Origin of the sequence: Leptolyngbya sp. FACHB-261 (genome assembly GCF_014696065.1) — a bacterium.
Taxonomy (GTDB): Bacteria; Cyanobacteriota; Cyanobacteriia; order FACHB-261; family FACHB-261; genus FACHB-261.
Map to the genome: position 1 here is coordinate 59335 of NZ_JACJPL010000010.1, position 20591 is coordinate 79925.

Below are 20591 nucleotides of genomic sequence, written 5' to 3' on the forward strand. Positions count from 1 at the left end.
GCCTTTAGGGATTGGCTCTAGGGGTTGGGGGTGTAGAAGCTGCGTAGGTTGAGGTCGAGGTCGAGTTGGGCTTTGCGTTGTTGCCAGAGTCGGCGTAGGTAGGCGAGGGTGTCGGCGGCGTAGGTGAAGCGTTGGGTTTCGGCTTTGAGCAGTTGGCCGAGTTCTTGCAGGGTTTGATGAGTTGGGCTGTTGCGAATGGCTTGGACGCAAGCTTCGAGCCATTGAATGAGGTTGCGATAACTAATGAACTGACCGCCGCGATCTTTGCGATGGACAAAGAGGACGTTGGCCCATTGTTCGAAGCGCAAAATACAGTCTTGGGTAATGCCTAAATAGGTGGCGAGATAGCTGAGGGAGATCTCAAATTGACGAGGGTTGATTAGGTGCAGAAGATGGCGCATGGGAGAGGGGAATTGGTGGAGAAGATTGGCCCCCCCGGCCCCTCAACGCTGGGGGGAGGAAGAGGGTGGGTTAGGGTTTAATTAGTTGGCAAAAATCAGGTCCGGTTCCCCCCAGGATTGGGGGGTTAGGGGGGCCTCAAAATACGGCCCGAGGGTAGGTGCAGGGTCTCCCTGCCCTGATGGGGGAATGGGAATTGTTAGGGGCCAATTGTTTGTGGTTGTGGGTGTGTTGCACCGGGCAGGAAGACCCTGCCCCTACGGAATTGGCCATTGAAAATTGAGGGATTTACCATTCACGGTCGTGGGTGGGGGCAGAGTTTCCCTGCCCTTCAGGAGGGCCTCAAAACGCGGCCCGAGGGTAGGGGCGAAGGTTGCCCTTGCCCTTACCGGAAAGCCGCCAAAGAGTTAGCCACCCCGGAGAGGTTTGCATAGCAAGCCGGGGTGGCTAGGTAGGTGTTAAAATCACCTGTCAGCCGCCGGACTGCCTGATTCGCAGTTTGGGGGTTAGCTGCTCAGAGGTTCCCTAAAGCCTTTGAGTAGCGCTAAGTTGTAGGGTGTTTTTGGGTGGGTAGTTTCCTCCTAGCTTGTGGATTGAATTAAGGTATCAGAAGCAATAGCGTTGTGCAATACCTGACGCAGAACCAGAGTGAGATGTGTAGGTGAGATGAAATTGGCATGGGCAATTCTTATCAATCAAACAATGCTTTCAGTAGCTCATCACGGTTTAGGCTCAGGTGAGCGGCAATGTCTCGAAGGATGGCGCTGAGCGTGCCAATTTTCATTGGATTGTGAGCAGGAACAGTCACGTGATGCTCACCGTTACGCTGTGTTGTGAGGCGGATGTGGCTACCGGTTTGATAGTCAATGACGTGCCCAAAACGTGCAAGAGCTTTAGCCAACTCTTCTGCCCAGAGAGATCCCGTGGCAGCTTCAAGAGGCGATAACCTCGTCTCGCACAAAGTGCAGGCGGATCAGCTTAGGCCGAGTCTGTTCGTCAAGGAAGTGACAGCGAACAGCATCTCGAATCATCTCTCGTAGGCCAGCAACATCGTCAGCTTCGGTGAAGATGGATTCTCCGAGGGCACGGGCTGTGTAGCCACCCTCTGGGTCGTCTTCAATCAGAAACACAATCTCAGTCATTGGGGTTCTCCTTTCAATCTCCAGACTCATGCAGCAGCTCATGAATCTTCTGCCAACTTGGGCTCACCCAGCTAGCAATGCGAACAGCTTCGCGCAGAACTTTCACCGATAGCCCTGGCCCAATCTGCTCAAGATTGCAGTTGCAGGTTGATATATCAGCCATGAATTTGTCTAGATTGCGAAACTCAGATGTAGCAAGCGCTTCCATCAAGTTCCCGACTTTGTCTGGGGTAACGTTTAAGTTGCGTTGCGCCTCTGCACGCCATGCATCATTCTTTATTTGCTTGATAACTTGGTGAGCCTGAGTCTGTTGCCCTGCTCGACTCATAGCGGCGGCTAACTGGCCTAACGCTTCTGCTTGTCGCCGCTCACTATCAATTTCCCTAATCACTTGCTTAGATCGGGAAAACTTCCCTGCAAAAGCCAGAGCGCTTGCCAATTGCTTCAAAGCCTCTGTCCACCATCCATCATTCTCCGTTTCCCTAGCTACTTGCTGGGCTTCTCTGAAGACAGATACAGCTTCACCTTGACAGCCGATCTGAGTTAGTGCTATTACCAACTCCCTTAATGCCTCTGCCCGACTGTCACTGCCCTCAATAGCTAGAACTACTTCCTTGGCTTGGCTAAAGACTTCTGCTGCCTGCTGCTGTTGTCCGGCTTGAGTCAGTGCTGTAGCAAGCTCCCTTAATGCCTTTGCCCGTCTGTCACTGCCCTCAATAGCTAGAACTACTTCCTTGGCTTGGCTAAAGACTCCTGCTGCCTGCTGCTGTTGCCCCGTTTGAGTCAGTGCTGTAGCAAGCTCCACTAATGCCCATGCCCGTCTGTTACTGTCCTCAATGGCTAGAGCTACTTCCTTGGCTTGGCTAAACTGCCCGGCTTGAGTCAGTGCTGTAGCAAGCTCCACTAATGCCTTTGCCCGACTGTAACTGTCCTTAATGACTAGAGCTACTTCCTTGGCTTGGCTAAACTGCCCGGCTTGAGTCAGTGCTGTAGCAAGCTCCACTAATGTCCATGCCCGTCTGTTACTGCTCTCAATAGCTAGAACTACTTCCTTGGCTTGGCTAAAGACTCCTGCTGCCTGCTGCTGTTGCCCCGTTTGAGTCAGTGCTGTAGCAAGCTCCACTAATGCCTTTGCCCGACTGTCACTGTCCTCAATGGCTAGAGCTATTTGCTGAGCATGGCTAAACTGCCCGGCTTGAGTCAGTGCTGTAGCAAGCTCCACTAATGCCTTTGCCCGACTGTCACTGTCCTCAATGGCTAGAACTACTTCCTTGGCTTGGCTAAACTGCCCCGTTTGAGCCAGTGCTATAGCAAGCTCCACTAATGCCTTTGCCCGACTGTCACTGTCCTCAATGGCTAGAGCTACTTCCTTGGCTTGGCTAAACTGCCCCGTTTGAGTCAGTGCTGTAGCAAGCTCCACTAATGCCTTTGCCCGACTGTAACTGTCCTTAATGACTAGAACTACTTCCTTGGCTTGGCTAAAGACTTCTGCTGCCTGCTGCTGTTGTCCGGCTTGAGTCAGTGCTGTAGCAAGCTCCCTTAATGCCTTTGCCCGACTGTAACTGTCCTCAATGGCTAGAGCTACTTCCTTGGCTTGGCTAAACTGCCCGGCTTGAGCCAGTGCTATAGCAAGCTCCACTAATGCCTTTGCCCGTCTGTCACTGCTCTCAATAGCTAGAGCTACTTCCTTGGCTTGGCTAAACTGCTCGGCTTGAGCCAGTGCTATAGCAAGCTCCACTAATGCCCATGCCCGTCTGTCACTGCTCTCAATAGCTAGAGCTACTTCCTTGGCTTGGCTAAACTGCCCGGCTTGAGCCAGTGCTATAGCAAGCTCCACTAATGCCTTTGCCCGTCTGTCACTGCCCTCAATAGCTAGAACTACTTCCTTGGCTTGGCTAAAGACTTCTGCTGCCTGCTGCTGTTGCCCCGTTTGAGTCAGTGCTGTAGCAAGCTCCACTAATGCCTCTGCCCGACTGTCACTGTCCTCAATAGCTAGAACTACTTCCTTGGCTTGGCTAAACTGCCCGGCTTGAGTCAGTGCTGTAGCAAGCTCCCTTAGTGCTGTAGCAAGCTCCCTTAATGCCTCTGCTTGACTGTTACTGTCCTTAATGGCTTGAGTTACTTGTTCTGCTTCTGCTAGCAGGCTAGGGTTGTGCGCTCCTTTTTGGCAGAGCACTTGGTAAACAGTCATCAAGCTGTCAAATCTGCTTTTTGCATCTGGTCGCAGCCGTGCATGGCTTATCGCCTCCGCTGTTTGCTCTAACCGGACCAGCGTTCCTAAATCAGTGTCTGTGTAATGGCTGACGCGCTGATACACGACTTGTCGTGCTGTGTACAGTTGGCTGAGCGTTAGTAGTTGATTAGGCTTCAGTCGGTCAGCAAAGTCATCGATTGCCAGTTTCAGGTCAGCCACGTAGGCACTGTCTCCCGTGCAGGCAGCAAACTTAGCCTCCATCCAAGCAGGTGACTTGGTGAGCAACCGATAAAGCTCCTCATTTCGTCCTGCTGCTCTGAGGTGATGGGCCAGACGCTCAAAGAAATAGCCATCGTTAGGACCAGAAGACCAGCTATCCTCACACTTTGCCCTGTAAGCATCCAGAAAACGGTTATGCAAAGCAAGTAAGTCACCTCCTTGCTTGCGCACGTAATCCCGCTGAAGATCGTGCAAGCTCAATTGTCCCTGCTCATTTCTCTGTAACAGTGACCTCTCCACCAGTCGGTCTATTGCATCCTGAGTGTCGTACTTACCCAGCCCTTCAGGTGCCCACAAAGTCTGCAGCACAGTCTCAGGAATCAACGTGTCCTCAGGAAAGACGGCAAAGTCCAAATAGCGTGCTCTGTCTTCTGCCTCTAGGGCATCAACGCTAACTTCAATCGCCCGCAGCAGATTGGGATAAGGATAGTCTGGGAACTCTCGCTGAATCTTTGCTAAGTCTGCATTGCGTAGCTTGCTCAACACGTTGTCCCAACGGTCAGGCTTACCCTGTACCATTGCTCCTGCCATTGCCAACGCTAGGGGCAAGTTTCCACACTCTTGCGCCACCTCCCTAGCCTGTGACGGTAGCGCCTCTACTTTCTGGTCTGCCCATAAAGCCAACAATTCCAACGCTTGCTCATCGCTCAGCAAACCCAACCGATACTCAGCGGCTTCAATTGCTTTTAGTAACCTGCTATCTCGCGTTGTGGTCAATAGCCGACTCTTTTCACCTACGACATTTAGCGCCTTAAGGTGTGCTGTCTGCCAGACATCATCCAAAACCAACAAACAAGTCTTGTCTTGCAGGAGTTCGCTTAAGTAAGCCTTGCCTTCCTGCTCACTGGCAAACCCTTGAGGACGCTCGCCCAACATCCGAGCAAGCTGCAACTGCAACCCTGTGCTTGTCACCTCTTGACCCACCGAGAGCCACAACACGCCATCAGGGAACGCTTGCCGCACCGCCTCATCTCGCGCCAGCGCTGCTGCTAACACTGACTTGCCAATGCCACCCATGCCCTGCACGCCCACCCTACGAGTGGTGCCAGTCACTCCCACTGAGCGGCTATTACCACTCAACAGCTGAAACTTGAGGGCATCTAGCTCCACAGAACGTGACAGAAATGTCTGGGGCAACTCTGGCACCGTTGCACTCAGTCTGCCTAGCACCACACCTCTGACTGAGGTAGTTGCGGGTTGAGCTATGGCTATCACCGTGCCCTGATTGAGTCTACCTTCCTTGCCTAGTTTCTCAATGACAGATCGCAGCCCATGAGTAACACTGACCCAAGCCTCATCTTGGTTGCTCCAGAGCGTAACAGCCCTCACAGTTGCACTGTCTCGGGGTAAGGCTTGTAGCTCTCCTAAAGGAGTGTCTTCCCAGTCAGCTGGACGTAAGATGACCGGGATAACCTGGGCCTCTTCTGCTTGGCGTCGCTCTAGTGCCCGCACTACCTCAACTTCCCAACAGTCATCAGAGGCGATGTAGTCTGAACTGACCATTAGCAAAATTAAATGAGCTCTATTGAGCTGCGCTTCAATCTCTGCTCGTCTCTCTTGGCCCGCCTCTATTTGACTTTTTGCCCACGCTCTAATTCGATTTGAACGCTGGAAGGATTTGAGATGCTTCTCTAGCTGCTTTAACAGCTCCTCATCTTCAGGCACGTGGGAGAGAAAAATTTCAATGCTCATCTACTGGCAGGCCCCAGGCAGCTTAAGCCTCAGTGTACTCACTAACCACTAGTCCACCCATCACCCAAGTAGATCAAGCAGTTTCTGAGACACGAAGCCAACCAACCCTTCCCCGCTAGGCACTTATGCTTCTTTGCTATGCCTCCAACCCCTCCCCGGAAGGGTACAACCCCTCCCCGGAAGCCTCTGACCCCTCCGCCGAAGGGTCCACCCCTTCCCGCCAAAGGGATCAACCCTTCCTCGCCTAGCACCCAACCCCTCCGCGAAAGGGTCCGACCCCTCCCCGGAAGGGTGCAACCCCTCCGCCGAAGGGTCCACCCCTTCCCGCCAAAGGGACCAACCCTTCCCCGCTATGCATCCACGCTTCTCCAACCAGCCCCCTTGCCTCCCAGCCAGCCAACCCAGCTCAAGCTAAAAAACATCGAGCCCAGACGAAAGGGGCATTTATGCCAAATTCTCTAAGTGAGAGCTACCAACCAAAACCCCACCGCATCTAGCTCTTCCCCTTGGCAAGGGGAGGTTGGGAGGGGTCATGTAGCGATTAAAAACTGAGTGTTAAGCGGATCTCTTGGCTACAGAGAAGTGAGCTGATACGTTAGCTCCTTCCCTCAATCTCCGCCATCGGCAACAGCAAAGTCTCCTCAATCTCCTGCCGCACCTCGCGGCTCACATAGCAATCGCTATTCAGACAATCGACAAGCAGCTTGTTGGCCTCGTAGTACTGCTGAAGGACTTTCTCTTGCTCCTCGCTGAACTGCCAATCGTGGCCAACATTGCGATGCTCAATCATTGCAGCCCTTAGTTGCTGAATCCAAGCTTGGCCGTTGGTCTGCCACCACTGCCTGAATCTCTTCCAATCTTGGAGGTTTGGTAATTGATCTTTGAGTGTTTGAAGTGCTTGTCGCAATTGAGTGTTGAGGTCGAGGTCAAGGTTGAGGGCGAGGTCGAGGTCGAGGTTGCGGGCGAGGGCAAGCTCGCGGGCGAGGTGGAGGTCGAGGGTACGGGCGAGGTCGAGGTTGAAGTTGCGGTTGAGGGCGCAGTTGAGGGCGCCGGCGAGGGCGAGGTCGAGGTCGTGGGCGAGGGCGCTGGCGAGGTCGTGGGCGAGGGCGCTGGCGAAATCGAGCTTGAGGGCACAGTCGAGGGCGAGGTCGAGGTCGCGGGCGAGGGCGAGGGCACGGGCGCTAGCCAAAGAGAAGTAGAAAGCTCGAACTGCTACTGGCTTATAAAAAACATAAACCGAAGCCAAAGTAGATTTCTGATTAACCCAGGCAAGAAACCCTTGCAATTGCTCATCCGAGGCCATAATTGCGTCAACTTGCCGCTTCATCATTCGGGCTAGCTCACTAGCATCCTGCATCATGCCGGTTGCCAGCAAAAAGACTTCTCGCCAGCGAGTTTCTCCAACATGCTGAGCTAGACACTTTAAGCTCTCGGAGTTGGCAATGCTCTTTCTTGCTGCAAAGTATTCCTGAAAGGTTAAATGCGAGAAAGAATAGATACCCACGGCCCGTTCCACAATCAGCCCGTGCTGTGCCTCAATCGACTTCAGCACCACTTCGCTATCTGCTTGCAGTGCCTCAGTGTCATTCCGAGCGTCTGGAAGGTTGCGAATATAGCCTGTGATGTGTTCGCCGACTTGTCTTCTTTTGAAGAAGTAATCCTTGCTCTCAAAGGTCATCAGCGCAATTTGGCTGAGCAGGTCCTCCTTTCGCTTAACTGAGAGCTGCTTATAGACCTGGTCCCGTCTTATCTGGCGTTTGTCGTCCCATTTTCTCAACAGAGTTGCTGTTGCTCGCTCATATAACTCAGAGCGGTTCTCTGGAAAGCTGCCTGAATCCCCAAACTCTAAACAGAGCAAAGTCAGTAAGAGAGGATTGCTCCCCAGCTCTCTAATTGGCTCACTCTCCGATAGCCTTTCCAGGAATTGCTCAGTTGCTTGGGGTGCGTTTTTGCACGCAAACCAGTTTTCAGCAAACTTGGCGACCTGCTCATCGTCAAAACTGGCAACCTCAACTTCTGTAAAGTTAGGGAGGTGATATTCTTTGGCTGCAATCCGGCAAGTCATCACAAAGCGGTTCTGGTGGAACCCGTTGGATAACTCCTCAATCTGTTTCAAAACTCGCTGGCTGTCTTCCTTCCTAACCTCATCTAAGCCATCAAGCAAAACTAAACACTTACCGTGCCCAAGTACCTGTTTTAGCTTTGTCTCAGAGTTCTCAATCCCAGATTGGGTCCAAGCCTGGGCAATGTAGCTCAATAGCTCTGGTTTGTTGCTTGTCTCTGCAAAGTCCTTCAGACTAACGAAGACTGGTACTAAGTCTGCATAAAACTGGTTCTGACTGCATTGAGTACCCAGGTATTTGAGAAAAGTCGTCTTCCCTGCTCCAGGACCGCCCAGAACGACCAAGTGGGGCTCTCGCTCCACAGCTTCTAGTCCCGGAACCCGCTTCTCAGTTGCTTGGCTTAGCCCAAAGCGATCAAAATTTTTTGGATCAACTTCTTGCAGTAGCTCATTAACCGATAGTCGCCGCCGTCCACTGATCTTCTGTAGAAAGTTGACTTTGGTGTAAATGTTAGTTAAGCCAATGGGCTGCTCCATGTCCAAGACGCGCATCGTGCCGCATCTTCGTTGAATATCGCCTTGGACCTTCTCCCGTACTTCTTGAACTAATGCCGCGATATCAGCATTAATGTCTTGCCTCTCCTCAATCGCCCGTCGAATCTCTTGGGCAATATCTTTAAGCGCTTCATCCCGATTAGCCCAGCTCGTAACCGGCTTGCCATTCCTAGGCAATGGCTGCAACTTCCCAAACGGTGCACCCTTCCAATCCACCGGACGCAGAAGCACAGGAATCACTCGCGCTGTTCCTGCCTTATGCCGTTCTATAGCCCGTTGCAACTGATGGTTGTAGCAATCATCTGAGGCCAAAAAGTCAGCGCTCACTAACAGCAGAATCACCTGGGCTGCATCCAGACGGGCCTCAATCTCAGCCTGTGTTTCCTGTCCGCCTTGAATCTGCCGTGCATGGCGAGTGACAATGACATCCCGCCGCCTCAGGATCGACAGGTGATTCTCTAGTTCCTGCCGCAGTTTGTCATCCTCGTAGGCAAAGGCGATAAAAACGTCAATGCTCATTAACTGGCAGGCTCCAGGCAGCTTAAGCCCCAGTGTACTCATACCAATTTCTGACAGAACCCCACCGCCTGCGGCACCTCCCCTTGCTAAGGGGAGGTTTGGGAGGGACCGGGTGTGTAGCGACAGCTTAAAACCTATCCATCCGGCACCTCCCCTTGGCAAGGGGAGGCTGGGAGGGGTCAGATGAGAGCGATAAATAGAACTCCACTACATCCGGCTCCTCCCCTTGGCAAGGGGAGGCTGGGAGGGGTGACTTAAAAAGCATCGAGCCCAGATGAAAGGGGCATTTACCCTATCCATCTAGGCTCGATTGCTAAACAGTGAATTGTCGTTATCTAAGCCCCTGGCCTACCGCTAACCAGAACAGCCAACCAGCTCATCAGCTCCCCGTCCCTTCCGTCGGCTTCTTCTTTTTCGTCTTAGGCGCAAACTGGCGCTTCAGATCGCCCAGCGTCCCATCCAACCCCGTCACCTCATCACTGGCCTTGGCATAGTTGTAGATCGCCAACGCTGCCCCATAGGCCTCACTATTAGCAGCCAGCCAGGTATCATTCACCAGCTCTTGCAACTGCCGGACCTCTTGCAAAATCGGCTGCAACGACTCCAGCAGTTGAATATCCCGCCGCATCTCCGCCAAATCGAACCGGCGCGGCAACACGTCCAGATTCCGCTCCGCCAGGTCCAAAGCTCGCTTAGTAAAGGCACGCTCCTTATCGCCCACCTTGCGCAGCTGCCTACGCTCACTCGGCGTCAAGTCAATCAAACACGACAGATTCTCCCGAATCATTGCAAACCCCTCCGACACCGCCTGCCGCCGATCTTCAGGCAGGTTTGCACTCACCAGATTCTTTGCGTTCATCTCTAAAAGTCCCTGTGCAGATTGCACCAATTTGTTGTCCAGCTTGTGAAACACAAGTCGTCTCAATCTGCCCCCTACCCCCGCCTATTCACCTTGGCAATTCCACAGAAAAAATCAGCTCGCCCCATTGCCGACCCTAGCAATTTCACAGATATCACCCATCCCAGCCTCCCCTTAGCAAGAAGAGGAGCCGCAGGCGGTGAGGTTTTAGCTTCTGCAAACTTGACAAGCCTTACAATGAGGGCTCTCTAAGCGTCATTCTTCTCCTCTTCTTTTGCAAGGCGCTTGACCCTTTCGCTGGCTTGCTCTTGTGTCTACACTGGACCCCATTCAACTGCGCGTCTTAATCAGTGCCCTCAATGGTCTAGCCAGCGAGGGACTAGCCTTATTTATTCAAAGCGCCCGCTCCAGCAATATCAAAGAGCGCCAAGACTGCTCCAGTGCCCTGTTTGACCGTTCGGGCAACCTGGTCGCGCAGTCGGAGAGCATTCCGGTGCATTTGGGGGCCATGCCTGAGGCTGTGCGTGCTGTAATTGCCTGCCAGCCGCAACCGGGTGATGTGTTTGTGCTCAACGACCCCTTCTGCGGCGGCACCCATCTACCCGATGTCACCCTGGTTTCGCCCATCGTCTCGCAGAACGAAATCTGTGCCTACTACTGCTCCCGTGGCCACCACTCGGATATCGGTGGCATGGCTCCCGGCTCCATGCCTGCCCACTCCACTGACATTTTTCAAGAGGGGCTAATTTTGCCGCCTGTGCGTCTGGTCCAGGCTGGCAAGCCGGTCGAGGATCTATGGCGGGTGCTGCTGGCCAACGTGCGCTTGCCTGAGGTCCGGCGGGGCGATTTGCAAGCCCAAATTGCCTCGCATCGACTGGCGGAGGACCGCTTCACAGCCCTGATTGCTAAGTATGGTCTCGCCACCCTACAGCAGGCCATGACTGAGACGATGGCCTATGCCGAACGCCGCAGCCGTGCCTGTATTCAAGCCTTGCCCGATGGCGTCTATCGGGCCGAAGACCGCCTGGAGGGCGATGGGCAGAGCGAGGCTGATATCCCCCTGCGCCTGGCACTCACCATTCAAGGCGATAGCCTGACTGCCGATTTTCGCGACTGCGCCGACCAGGTGGCAGGCAACCTTAACTGCCCCCGCTCCGTAGCCTGCTCCGCAGCTTACTTTGCTGTGCGCTGTCTGCTCAGCTCTGATGTGCCCGCTAACGCCGGGGTCTATCGCCCAGTCACAGTGCTTACCCGTCCTGGTTCCCTGGTCGATGCCCAAGCTCCAGCCGCTGTGGTTGCGGGTAATGTCGAAACCAGTCAGCGACTCACCGACTTGATGCTGGCCTGCCTCTCACAGGCGGCAGGCGGCTGGGTCGCGCAGGGCCAGGGCACGATGAACAACCTGATCATGGGTGGCAGCGATGGGCAGGGTCAAGCCTGGGCCTATTACGAAACCATCGGCGGTGGCGGTCCGGCCACGCGCTCGGGACCGGGCTTGAGCTGTGCGCAATGGGCAATGACCAACACGCTTAATACGCCAATCGAAGCCCTAGAGCAAACCTTCCCCTTACGAGTGGAGCGCTACGAACCGCGTCTCGGCAGTGGTGGCCAGGGCCAACATCGAGGCGGGGACGGCATTGTGCGCTCGATTCGCGTGCTCCAGCCTACCTACATCAGCCTCCTCACCGAGCGGCGCAAGTACGCGCCGCAGGGGGAATCTGGAGGCCAGCCCGGTGCTGTAGGTGTGAATGCCCTCAATGGTCAGCCGCTGGCTGCCAAGGTCAGCTTAAATTTGCAGCCGGGTGATTTGATCAGCATTGAAACACCCGGTGGCGGGGGCTGGGGTAAGGCTGCCGACTGAATCTCCTCGATTGAGTTCAATTGCTCGCTTAGAAATTTGCTGCACGGCCAATTTTTGAGCGAGCAAATTTGCCGCACACTAGCTGCACACTAATTAATGCTGATTGATGCGGAGGTTGGAATTAGAGCCTTCATCTCTGCGTATTCAGTTACATTGCTTGACTGCTCCGCTCGGCTTTTTAGCCGGGATCTCTCTCGAGCGGATCTTTAAGTCCTATCCGGACAGTTGATTAACTTCAGAGAAAGGCGTTCATGTACCAGAGGCAGTATTTAAACCATGCGAACCTCGGGAAACGAAGTCAGCACTGGAGTGCGACAAACCAGCCCTCTCAACGCTCGGTTTCAGCTTGTCTGGCTACGGCCTCTGATCATCGTTGTCTTGCTTCTGGGCATCTTTTTCCGGTTTGCCAATCTAGATCACCGGATTTATTGGGCTGACGAGGCTTACACGTCATTCCGCATTTCCGGCTCCACCCAAACTGAGTTTCGCAAGCTTCAGAATGGGCCTGTTTTTAGCGTTCAAGAACTACAGCAACAGTACCAACAAGTAAACCCCCAAAAGGGGTTGATGGCTACCCTACGAGGACTAGCGAAGGAAGAGCCGCAGCTAACCCCTCTCTACTTCGTGCTGGTGCGTTTTTGGGCGGAGTGGTTTGGCGACTCCGTTGCGATGGTCAGAAGCCTATCGGCGGTGATTAGCTTACTAGCATTTCCCGCAATTTATTGGTTGTGTCTGGAGCTATTTGGCGCACCGTTGACGGGCTGGATCGGTATGGCTCTGATCGCCGTTTCGCCCTTTCATTTGCTCTTTGCCCAGGAGGCACGGCCCTATTACTTGTGGGCTGTTACCATCCTAGTGTCCTGTGCTGCTCTGCTGCGAGCCCAACGGCTGCAGAACCGCTCCAGCTGGGGTATCTACGCGGCAACCGTGGCTCTGGGCTTCTACTCCCACTTGTTTTTCGCCCTGGTTTCCATCGCACATGGCTGCTATGTGCTAGTGATGGAAAACTTTCGTCTCACGCGGCGGTTTATCGCCTACTTGCTGGCTTCAGCTGCGGGCCTTTTGGCATTTTTGCCCTGGCTTGTGGTGATGGCAGACAATTTATCGATCACCCAGAAAGTTACAGCTGCCTCCGTCAGCGCCGAGAGAACACCGCTGCTGGATTTGGCTAAGGTGTGGATTCTCAATCTAAATCGCATTTTTGTCGATTGGAATTACAGCTTTGATGCCAGCAATCTCTGCTTGTATTTGATTCTGCTGCTGGAAGGGTTTGCCTTCTATATTCTTTACCGCCGCACAGCGAAGCAAACTTGGCTATTTGTCTTCAGCTTGACGGGAGTGGCGGCCCTGGCTCTGCTCCTACCCGATCTGCTTTTGGGGGGAAGGCAATCTAGTACTGGGCGTTATTTGATTCCCTGCTGGATTGGTATTGAGTTAGCAGTTGTCTACTTGCTGGCCAATCAACTCAGTACTGGCCCCGCCCATCCTCGCTGGCAGAAGTTCTGGCAACTGGTCACCGTCGCTCTAATCTCTGGCGGCATTGCCTCTTGTGTCCTGATTTCTCAGTCTCAAGTTTGGTGGAATAAAGCACTCAATGCGCCCGATCTACAAATTGCTCAACTGATCAATCAGACAGAGCGGCCACTCGTCGTGGGAAATACTAGAGTGCTCACACTTAGCTACATGCTCAAACCCGAGGTGCGGTTTCAGATGTTGAAATCTAAGAAACCGGCCAAAATTGCTGAGGGTTTTAGCGACATCTTTCTGATCGAACTGGAGAAGGAGGACGATGTTCAAAGCGGGCCGAGTCTGCGGGAGCAGCTGGCGCAAGGCCAGAACTTCAAACTGGAATCGGTCTACGATGTGACCTACCAGACTAGCTTGGTTAATAAAAAACGCAAGCTGAGCTTGTGGAAGCTGGAGCGAGGCTGAGCATCCCGCCCTGCGGAGGGTCAAACAGGTGCCCCAAAGCTGCAAAGATGTAACCTGTTGCCGCTTAAGGTTGCTCAATGAAGCTGCTCCAACGCCTTTCTAAACTGGTTTGGGTTCTGCCGCTGGCCCTGCTCAGCCTTTCGCTTTGGCTGCCCCCAGTCCATGCTGCCCTACCTGCCAATACAGCGATCTCTGATCCAGCTATGCTGCTGCGGCGAGCGCTGCCCATCGATTCGGCTGACCGCAAGGCAATTGGCAAAATTCAGGAGAACCTGGAAGACATCACACCTCGGCTCAAGCGCAACCAGTGGGGCAAGGTGAAGGGAGACTTGAATGCGGTCGCCCTGGCAGTCGCTGAGAACAAACAGGCGGCGCTGCTCAAGGCCGTACCAGAAGACAAGCAAGCTCAAGCTCAGGCTGCCCTTGAGCGGTTGCGTGCTGACCTGCCCAAAGCGATGTCAGTGGTGGAAGGCCAAGACAAGGACCAGGTACGTGCGATTCAGGCTCAACTCTTGAGTGAAGTGGATGAGTTTGAAGCTACGTTGGTCAAAGGCTTTCCCTTCAAAGTGCCTGACGAATACGCCAGCCTGCCCCAGCTCAAAGGCCGCGCTACGGTCGAGGTCGTCACTAGCAAGGGACCACTAACCGTGATTCTGGATGGTTACAGCGCTCCCCTCACCGCTGGTAACTTTGTGGACTTGGTGCAGCGCGGTTTCTATGATGGCCTGCCCTTCATCCGCTCCGAAGAGTCCTACGTCCTGCAAACCGGCGACCCCGCTGGACCAGATCAGGGCTTTGTTGATCCGTCAACTGGCCAGTTGCGCACGGTACCTCTAGAAGTGCGCTTACAGGGAGAACCGGAACTGCTCTATGGCATCACCACTGAAGATGCTGGTCTGTTTCGCCTAGACCCAGTGCTGCCGTTTTCCTCTTTCGGGGCTGTGGCGATGGCCCGAGCCGAAAGTGATGTCAATAGCGGCTCCTCACAGTTCTTCTTCTTTCTATTCGAGCCGGAACTCACGCCTGCTGGCCGCAATCTGCTGGATGGCCGCTACGCAATTTTTGGCTACACCACGCAAGGGGCCGAAGTCCTGCGCGAACTCAAAGAAGGGGACAAGATCGTTTCGGCACGGGTGGTGAGCGGCGCTGAAAACCTGGTTCAGCCCACGGCCTGAGTTCAACCGCCTGAGGTCAACATGCAAACAGCTCAAGACCTAGGAGAGCAGGGCCTACTGGCCTTGGTGCAGCAGTATTGCCCACCTGGCGTGGTGGGAGATGATGCGGCCCTGCTGCCGGTACAGCCTGGTCATGAGCTGGTGGTCACCACCGATGTGCTGGTTGACGAAGTCCATTTCAGCGACACAACCACGGCAGCCGAAGATGTCGGCTGGCGAGCCGCAGCCGCGAACCTCTCAGATCTGGCCGCAATGGGAGCGCAACCGCTGGGGCTGGTCATTGGTGTAGCTCTGCCGCCCACGACGCCCGTGGCCTGGCTAGAGGGCTGCTATCGCGGCTTCAAAGCCTGCCTGGATCGGTACGGTACGGTGCTGGTGGGTGGTGATCTCTGCCGTTCGAGTGTGCGCACCCTAGCGGTGACGGCTTTAGGCCAAGTCAAGCCTGAGCGAGTGATCCGACGCAGCGGCGCCAAGATTGGAGATGCTGTGCTGGTTAGCGGTGTGCATGGGGCATCGCGGGCAGGACTAGAACTGCTACTCCAGCCTCAGTTCCAGCCACAATTCCAGTCGCACTGGGGCCAAGACCTGAGCCCTGAGCAGCGACAGGCCCTCCAGCAAGCCCATCAGCGACCCATGCCTCGCCTGGATGTCTTGCCCAAGCTGTGGGCTGTGAGCGACCGGGCCGCCGGCATGGACAGCAGCGATGGTCTAGCCGATGCTTTGGTGCAAATTGCCCGAGCCAGTGGTGTTGGTTTGCAGATTGACCTAGAGGCGATTCCCAAACCCAGAGCCTTGGAGCCCCAGCTAGCCCTGGAATGGGCACTCTACGGCGGCGAAGACTTCGAATTGGTATTGTGTCTGCCTCCAGTTGCCGCTGAGCAGCTACAAGCAGCGCTGGGTGGGGAAGCTGCGGTGATCGGGCAAGTGGTAGCGGGTAGTGGGGTACGAGATCTACAGGGGCAAGAGTTGAGCCAGGCTCAAGCCTTTCAACATTTTGCTTAGCTTCAAGACCTAACTTCAGAGCCTAACTTGAGGGCTTCAGGTTAAGCCCCAACCCTTGAGTTGGCACGGGTTTGTATTAATGATTACAGAACTCAGCCAGTCTTCAATGAGACATAGAACCTGAGCTAAAGTCTCGCCCTATGGGTTCGGACTTTGAGCCATGGCTCTGCTAGTTCGAGCTGCGCCCACGTTATCGCGGGGCAGTTTTTTTATTGCATTTGTTGGCTGGGTGAGGAGCTAGATGAAAAGAATTCGAAGTTTGAGATTGCCGAAATGGGTTGGCTTGGCCCTGATTCTGCTTGGCATTACCTTTAGCACTGGTGCCTTTGCCTATCAGCACAACAAGCAAGCCCAGGCAGCAATCACCCAAGAGACCTTGAGAATTGCACCGGCCAACTATCCTGGCAAAGTGCATTTGTTGCCCGCCACTTTAGAAACCACACAGTGGGGCTGGTTTGACAATGCTCAAGCGCCAGTGATGCGGATTGCCTCAGGCGACACGGTGGTGTTGGAAACGATGATGCATTCCCATAACCAGATCGTGCCCGGCAAAACCATCGAAGAACTCAAAAAACTGCGGACTGACAATCCTGGCCGGGGGCCTCACACGGTGACCGGCCCTATCTACGTTGAAGGGGCAGAACCAGGCGATGTTTTGAAGGTCAAGATCCTCAAAATTGAGCCCCGTTCCTATGCCGCCAACTTTAATATTCCGGGGATGTTTGGTCAGTTTCCCAATCGTTTTCCCGATGGACAGGTCAAGTATCTGTACCTGGACATGGATAAAAAGATTGCCCAATTTGCACCCGGCATTGAAATTCCCCTGGCGCCCTTTCCTGGTACGCTAGCGGTTGCCCGAGCTGAGCCCGGTCGCTACAGCTCAGTGCCGCCGGGTCCCTATGCTGGCAATCTAGATATCCGTGATTTTGTGCCCGGTTCGACTCTCTATGTCCCAGTCTTCGTGAAGGGGGCTTTGCTGTGGACAGGTGACTCTCACGCGGCTCAAGGCAACGGCGAGGTTAACTTGACGGCCCTAGAGACCGCCTTTAAAGAAATGGTGCTCAATGTAGAGGTAATTAAAGGCAAACCTCAGGATTGGCCCAAGATTGAAACGACGGCTCACTGGATCACGGTTGGCGTAGACCGTGACCTCAACAAAGCGCTAGATAACGTCAAAGCTGAAACCGCCAAATTCTTAGCCGAGCAACGCCAAATCACGCCGACGGCTGCGGCTGAACTCATGCCCCAAGTCTCAGACTGCCGGATTTCTCAAGTAGTAAACATCAACAAAGGCATTCACTGTCTCAACCCTAAAGATATTCGAGCCCGCAAGAGCACGACCTATCCCGTGGTCAGTAATGCCGATTACTACGTCACTAGCGACACCGGCACAGATCTCAATAAGGTGATGGATAACGCGTCCCTGGCGATGCTGAGTTTGTTGCAGGACAAAGAGAAAGTCTCGCGCCTGGATGCTTATGCTCTGGCTAGCATGAGAATGGATTGCCGCGTCAACAAAATGAGCCCAGAGGCAAAGAGCGTTCATTGCCTGATGCCCAAGAGTATTTGGGTTGCTAATCGTAAGTGATCTGACATGATCCGATTCAAAGGGCTATTGCGGCTGCTGAGCTGTTGCTTGCTAGGGCTCATCCTGTGGGGAACAACACCCGCAGCTCAAAGCAGTGAGATACACAGTGAGATCATCCACAGCAAGATCAATAGTGGGACTATAAAAGTCGTCGCAACCACCTCCGATCTGCAAAGTTTGGTCGAAGCAGTGGGAGGGACGCGAGTAGCCGCCAGTAGCATTGCTCTGCCAGCCCAAGATCCTCACGCCTTTGAGCCGCGTCTGGCCAACTTGCAGCAGCTCAAGGGCGCCAATCTGGTCGTTAAAATCGGCCTGGATCACGATCTCTGGTTCGATAAATTGCTCCAGGAAACTGGCAACCTTGAGCTGCAGCGGGGAGGCAAAGGCTATGTCGATGCCTCCCTGGGCGTTCCCTTGCTAGAGGTGCGCTCCACCACCTTTGCTCCCACCGCCGGGCACAATCACGGCGCGGGCAACCCGCACTATTGGCTCGACCCCTTGAATGCCCAAACTATGACTGGGGCAATTGTCGAAGGGCTGGTAAAAATCGACCCAGACTATGCTGATTTCTATGAAGCTAATCGAACTGCATTTCTGCTAGAACTTGATGCCAAGCTAACCAATTGGGAGCAGCAACTCGCTCCCTTTCAGGGCATTCCGGTCATCGCCTATCACAACAGCTGGCCCTATCTCGCCCGTCGCTTTCGGCTCAAGATTATTGACTATGTAGAGCCTAAACCAGGCGTCCCAGCTAGCCCCACTCATTTGGCCGCCCTGATCCGGGAAATTAAGGCCGAGCATGTGTCGCTGGTGATCAAAGAGCCTTATGAGCCGGAGCAAATTCCTAAGCTCTTGAGCAAGAAGACCGGCGCAAGCGTCGTGACCTTAGTGTCTTCAGTGGGGGCGTTGCCTGCTGTGGAAGATTACTTCGCTCTGTTTGACTACAACGTTCGTACCCTGGCCCAAGCTTTTAGTCAGAATTTGCACGATGGATGACACGCTACAACTGCTCACCATTCCGTTTCTGGTGGCTTTGGTTCTGACGGGCATTCACACTTACCTGGGCATTCATGTGCTCAGCCGCAATATTATTTTTGTCGATTTAGCCCTGGCTCAAATCTCGGCTTTGGGTGCGACGGTTGCGTTCATGCTGGGCTATTTGCCTCAGTCAGCTGCGGCCTATGCTTATTCGCTGGGTTTCACGATTGTGGGTGCGGCGATTTTGTCTTCGAGTCGCAATTGGACAGGCAGAGTCTCGCAGGAGACTTTCATTGGCGTCGTCTATGTTGTCTCAGCCGCTGCTGCGTTTCTGCTAGTCGATAAGTCACCTCAAGGGGCAGAACACATCAAGCAGATTTTGGTCGGCAGTATTCTCACGACCACCAGCGAAGATCTGTTCAAAGTCCTGGGGCTCTACGGGGCAGTTGGCCTTTTTCATTGGTTGTTCAGGCAGCGTTTTCTGCTGATTTCCTTTCAGCCAGAACAAGCGCATCAGGCCGGTTGGCGAGTTTGGTTTTGGGATTTTCTGTTCTATGTTTCCTTTGGCGTGGTGGTGACTAGTTCGGTTGCCATTGGTGGGGTGCTGCTCGTCTTTTGCTTTCTGATTATTCCAGCGACCATTGGCACTCTCTACAGCAACCAGATTTTGCCGAAGTTGTTGATTGGCTGGGCGATGGGCACCTTTGCCAGCAGCGTGGGTTTGGGGACTTCCTATCTCTGGGATTTGCCAACTGGTGCGACGATTGTTTGTGTGTTCGGCGCAACCCTGGCTTTGGCTGCGGCGCTGAAACCGTTCATATTAAGTACGCCGCAAGCGCGCCAGCAACTCTTGATGAAAGTGCTGGCCGGGGGGCAGGTCGCGGTACTGAGCTTGGGGCTAATTTCGGGCCTGTGGCTAACTCTGAACCCCCATGCGGATCAGCCGCTCCTAGATATTTTGGAAGCCTACCAACCGGCTGTTCGCCAAGCCTTTTTAAGTGCTGAAGAACAACAACTCTGGCAGCAATCGCGCCAGGGAGAAGCGCAGGTGCTGGCTCAAGTCGGGCGACTCAATGAGTTGGAGCAAAATAGCCGCTGGCAAGGGGCTGAGTTGAGCGATGACGACCTGCGCAAGCTCTCGTCCTACACGCTTTCGTTTCAGGAAATGGACAAAGGTGAGCAATTTGTGCAGCGACAACTGCGCAACCAGGCCCGGAACCGGCAACGCTGGGTGATTGGGTTGCCTCTGGTGCTGATTGCGCTGGGTGGGTTGATCAGTTTGGGTGGATGGGTGAGTAGCGCCAAGCAGGTCTCACCGACTGGCAGAGTCTGAACCTGGGTTGCTTGCAGTAAGCTCAAGGTGTTTCGCAGACTTCAGTTCAGAATTCAAGTTCAGACTATGTGTGGACGATTCAGCCAGACCCGGTCGGCGGCAATTGTGGCTGAGGCCTTTCAATTGGCGGAGGTGCCGCCGCTAGACCCCCGCTACAACATTGCACCGACGCAACCAGTTGCGGTGATTCGCTGTACGGCTGAGCAACCGCAGCGACAGTTGCAACAGCTGCGCTGGGGTCTAATCCCCAGTTGGGCTAAGGATGCCAGCATTGGCTCAAAGTTGATCAATGCCCGTGCTGAAACAGTTGCCGAGAAACCCTCGTTCCGCTCGGCTTTTAGTCAGCGGCGCTGTTTGGTTCTAGCCGATGGCTTTTATGAGTGGCAGCGTTTGGAACGGGGCAAGCAACCGTTTTACATTCGGGTGGGCGAGGGTGAACCGTTTGCTTTTGCAGGACTGTGGGAGCGCTGGCGAGGACCGGATGGTGAAGTTGAATCCTGTACGCTCCTGACCACCGAGCCCAATGAACTGATGCGTCCTATCCACGACCGCATGCCGGTGATTCTGCAGCCGCAGGACTACGATCTGTGGCTGGATCCTTCGGTTCGCGAGCCTGCTCAAGTGCAACCTCTATTGCACCCATACCCAGCAGAGGCGATGACGGCCTACACGGTGAGTAAGCAAGTCAATAGCCCTGCCAACGACAGCCCTGAATGCATTAAGAGTGCTTGAGGTTTTGACCCCTCCCGGCCTCCCCTTGCTAAGGGGAGGAGTCGGAGATGGTGGGGGTTTGGTTGGGTAGCTCTTGCACTAACCCCTCCCGGCCTCCCCTTGCCAAGGGGAGGAGCTGTAGGTGGTAAGGGTTTGGTAGTGGCTTTTGCACTGACCCCTCCCAGCCTCCCCTTGCCAAGGGGAGGATCAGGAAGTGATGGGGGTTTGGTTGGTTAGGCTCTTGCACTGACCCCTCCCAACCTCCCCTTAGCAAGGGGAGGTGCCGTAGGCGGTGGGGTTCTGATTCGTA

14 protein-coding genes are annotated in these 20591 nt (G+C 54.3%); 8 read left to right on the forward strand and 6 right to left on the reverse strand.

The features are described from left to right. Positions 1-17: 17 nt before the first annotated feature. The 6 genes from H6F94_RS04555 to H6F94_RS04580 all read right to left on the reverse strand — a co-directional run bounded on the left by H6F94_RS04555 (position 18) and on the right by H6F94_RS04580 (position 9701). Positions 18-401: a hypothetical protein gene (locus H6F94_RS04555; RefSeq protein WP_190801047.1), complete on the reverse strand. Its 384-nt coding sequence runs from the start codon at positions 399-401 to the stop codon at positions 18-20. A gap of 689 nt (positions 402-1090) precedes the next feature. Next, positions 1091-1300 carry a type II toxin-antitoxin system HicA family toxin gene (locus H6F94_RS04560; protein WP_242040999.1) on the reverse strand — a complete coding sequence of 70 codons (210 nt, stop codon included), beginning with the start codon at positions 1298-1300 and terminating at the stop codon, positions 1091-1093. Between the two features lie 31 nt (positions 1301-1331). Continuing rightward, on the reverse strand, positions 1332-1541 hold the full coding sequence (locus tag H6F94_RS04565; RefSeq protein ID WP_190801048.1) for a 2-oxoisovalerate dehydrogenase: 210 nt from the start codon (positions 1539-1541) through the stop codon (positions 1332-1334). A gap of 13 nt (positions 1542-1554) precedes the next feature. Next, entirely contained in the window at positions 1555-5706 is a 4152-nt protein-coding gene (locus tag H6F94_RS04570) for an NB-ARC domain-containing protein (protein WP_190801049.1), read from the reverse strand. Positions 5707-6301: 595 nt separating this feature from the next. Further along, complete coding sequence (locus tag H6F94_RS04575) at positions 6302-8842, reverse strand: NACHT C-terminal helical domain 2-containing protein (RefSeq protein WP_190801050.1); 2541 nt, start codon at positions 8840-8842, stop codon at positions 6302-6304. Between the two features lie 379 nt (positions 8843-9221). Further along, positions 9222-9701 carry a hypothetical protein gene (locus H6F94_RS04580; protein WP_190801051.1) on the reverse strand — a complete coding sequence of 160 codons (480 nt, stop codon included), beginning with the start codon at positions 9699-9701 and terminating at the stop codon, positions 9222-9224. A gap of 310 nt (positions 9702-10011) precedes the next feature. Between H6F94_RS04580 and H6F94_RS04585 the strand changes: the two genes are divergently transcribed. The 8 genes from H6F94_RS04585 to H6F94_RS04620 all read left to right on the forward strand — a co-directional run bounded on the left by H6F94_RS04585 (position 10012) and on the right by H6F94_RS04620 (position 20302). After that, positions 10012-11562 (forward strand): hydantoinase B/oxoprolinase family protein, encoded by a 1551-nt coding sequence (locus H6F94_RS04585; protein ID WP_313949223.1) that lies wholly within the window; start codon positions 10012-10014, stop codon positions 11560-11562. A 276-nt stretch (positions 11563-11838) separates the two neighbouring features. Then, positions 11839-13494, forward strand: a complete 1656-nt coding sequence (locus tag H6F94_RS04590) for a glycosyltransferase family 39 protein (RefSeq protein ID WP_190801052.1) — start codon at positions 11839-11841, stop codon at positions 13492-13494. 77 nt (positions 13495-13571) lie between these two features. Further along, positions 13572-14669, forward strand: a complete 1098-nt coding sequence (locus H6F94_RS04595) for a peptidylprolyl isomerase (protein WP_190801053.1) — start codon at positions 13572-13574, stop codon at positions 14667-14669. A gap of 21 nt (positions 14670-14690) precedes the next feature. Beyond that, complete coding sequence (gene thiL, locus H6F94_RS04600; protein ID WP_190801054.1) at positions 14691-15671, forward strand: thiamine-phosphate kinase; 981 nt, start codon at positions 14691-14693, stop codon at positions 15669-15671. A 241-nt stretch (positions 15672-15912) separates the two neighbouring features. Further along, entirely contained in the window at positions 15913-17259 is a 1347-nt protein-coding gene (locus H6F94_RS04605; RefSeq protein WP_190801055.1) for an acetamidase/formamidase family protein, read from the forward strand. A gap of 6 nt (positions 17260-17265) precedes the next feature. Further along, positions 17266-18255, forward strand: a complete 990-nt coding sequence (locus H6F94_RS04610; RefSeq protein WP_190801056.1) for a metal ABC transporter substrate-binding protein — start codon at positions 17266-17268, stop codon at positions 18253-18255. Then, entirely contained in the window at positions 18248-19570 is a 1323-nt protein-coding gene (locus H6F94_RS04615; RefSeq protein WP_190801057.1) for a metal ABC transporter permease, read from the forward strand. Before H6F94_RS04610 ends, H6F94_RS04615 begins: the two co-directional genes overlap by 8 nt. Positions 19571-19636: 66 nt before the next feature. After that, positions 19637-20302: an SOS response-associated peptidase gene (locus H6F94_RS04620; protein WP_190801058.1), complete on the forward strand. Its 666-nt coding sequence runs from the start codon at positions 19637-19639 to the stop codon at positions 20300-20302. Positions 20303-20591 lie beyond the last annotated feature (289 nt).

What these genes read in the sequence shown, in the direction of transcription:
- H6F94_RS04555 (WP_190801047.1), bottom strand. Translation starts at nt 401, where the DNA reads ATGCGCCATCTTCTGCACCTAATCAACCCTCGTCAATTTGAGATCTCC.
- H6F94_RS04565 (WP_190801048.1), bottom strand. Translation starts at nt 1,541, where the DNA reads ATGACTGAGATTGTGTTTCTGATTGAAGACGACCCAGAGGGTGGCTAC.
- H6F94_RS04570 (WP_190801049.1), bottom strand. Translation starts at nt 5,706, where the DNA reads ATGAGCATTGAAATTTTTCTCTCCCACGTGCCTGAAGATGAGGAGCTG.
- H6F94_RS04575 (WP_190801050.1), bottom strand. Translation starts at nt 8,842, where the DNA reads ATGAGCATTGACGTTTTTATCGCCTTTGCCTACGAGGATGACAAACTG.
- H6F94_RS04580 (WP_190801051.1), bottom strand. Translation starts at nt 9,701, where the DNA reads ATGAACGCAAAGAATCTGGTGAGTGCAAACCTGCCTGAAGATCGGCGG.
- H6F94_RS04590 (WP_190801052.1), top strand. Translation starts at nt 11,839, where the DNA reads ATGCGAACCTCGGGAAACGAAGTCAGCACTGGAGTGCGACAAACCAGC.
- H6F94_RS04595 (WP_190801053.1), top strand. Translation starts at nt 13,572, where the DNA reads ATGAAGCTGCTCCAACGCCTTTCTAAACTGGTTTGGGTTCTGCCGCTG.
- thiL (WP_190801054.1), top strand. Translation starts at nt 14,691, where the DNA reads ATGCAAACAGCTCAAGACCTAGGAGAGCAGGGCCTACTGGCCTTGGTG.
- H6F94_RS04605 (WP_190801055.1), top strand. Translation starts at nt 15,913, where the DNA reads ATGAAAAGAATTCGAAGTTTGAGATTGCCGAAATGGGTTGGCTTGGCC.
- H6F94_RS04610 (WP_190801056.1), top strand. Translation starts at nt 17,266, where the DNA reads ATGATCCGATTCAAAGGGCTATTGCGGCTGCTGAGCTGTTGCTTGCTA.
- H6F94_RS04615 (WP_190801057.1), top strand. Translation starts at nt 18,248, where the DNA reads ATGGATGACACGCTACAACTGCTCACCATTCCGTTTCTGGTGGCTTTG.
- H6F94_RS04620 (WP_190801058.1), top strand. Translation starts at nt 19,637, where the DNA reads ATGTGTGGACGATTCAGCCAGACCCGGTCGGCGGCAATTGTGGCTGAG.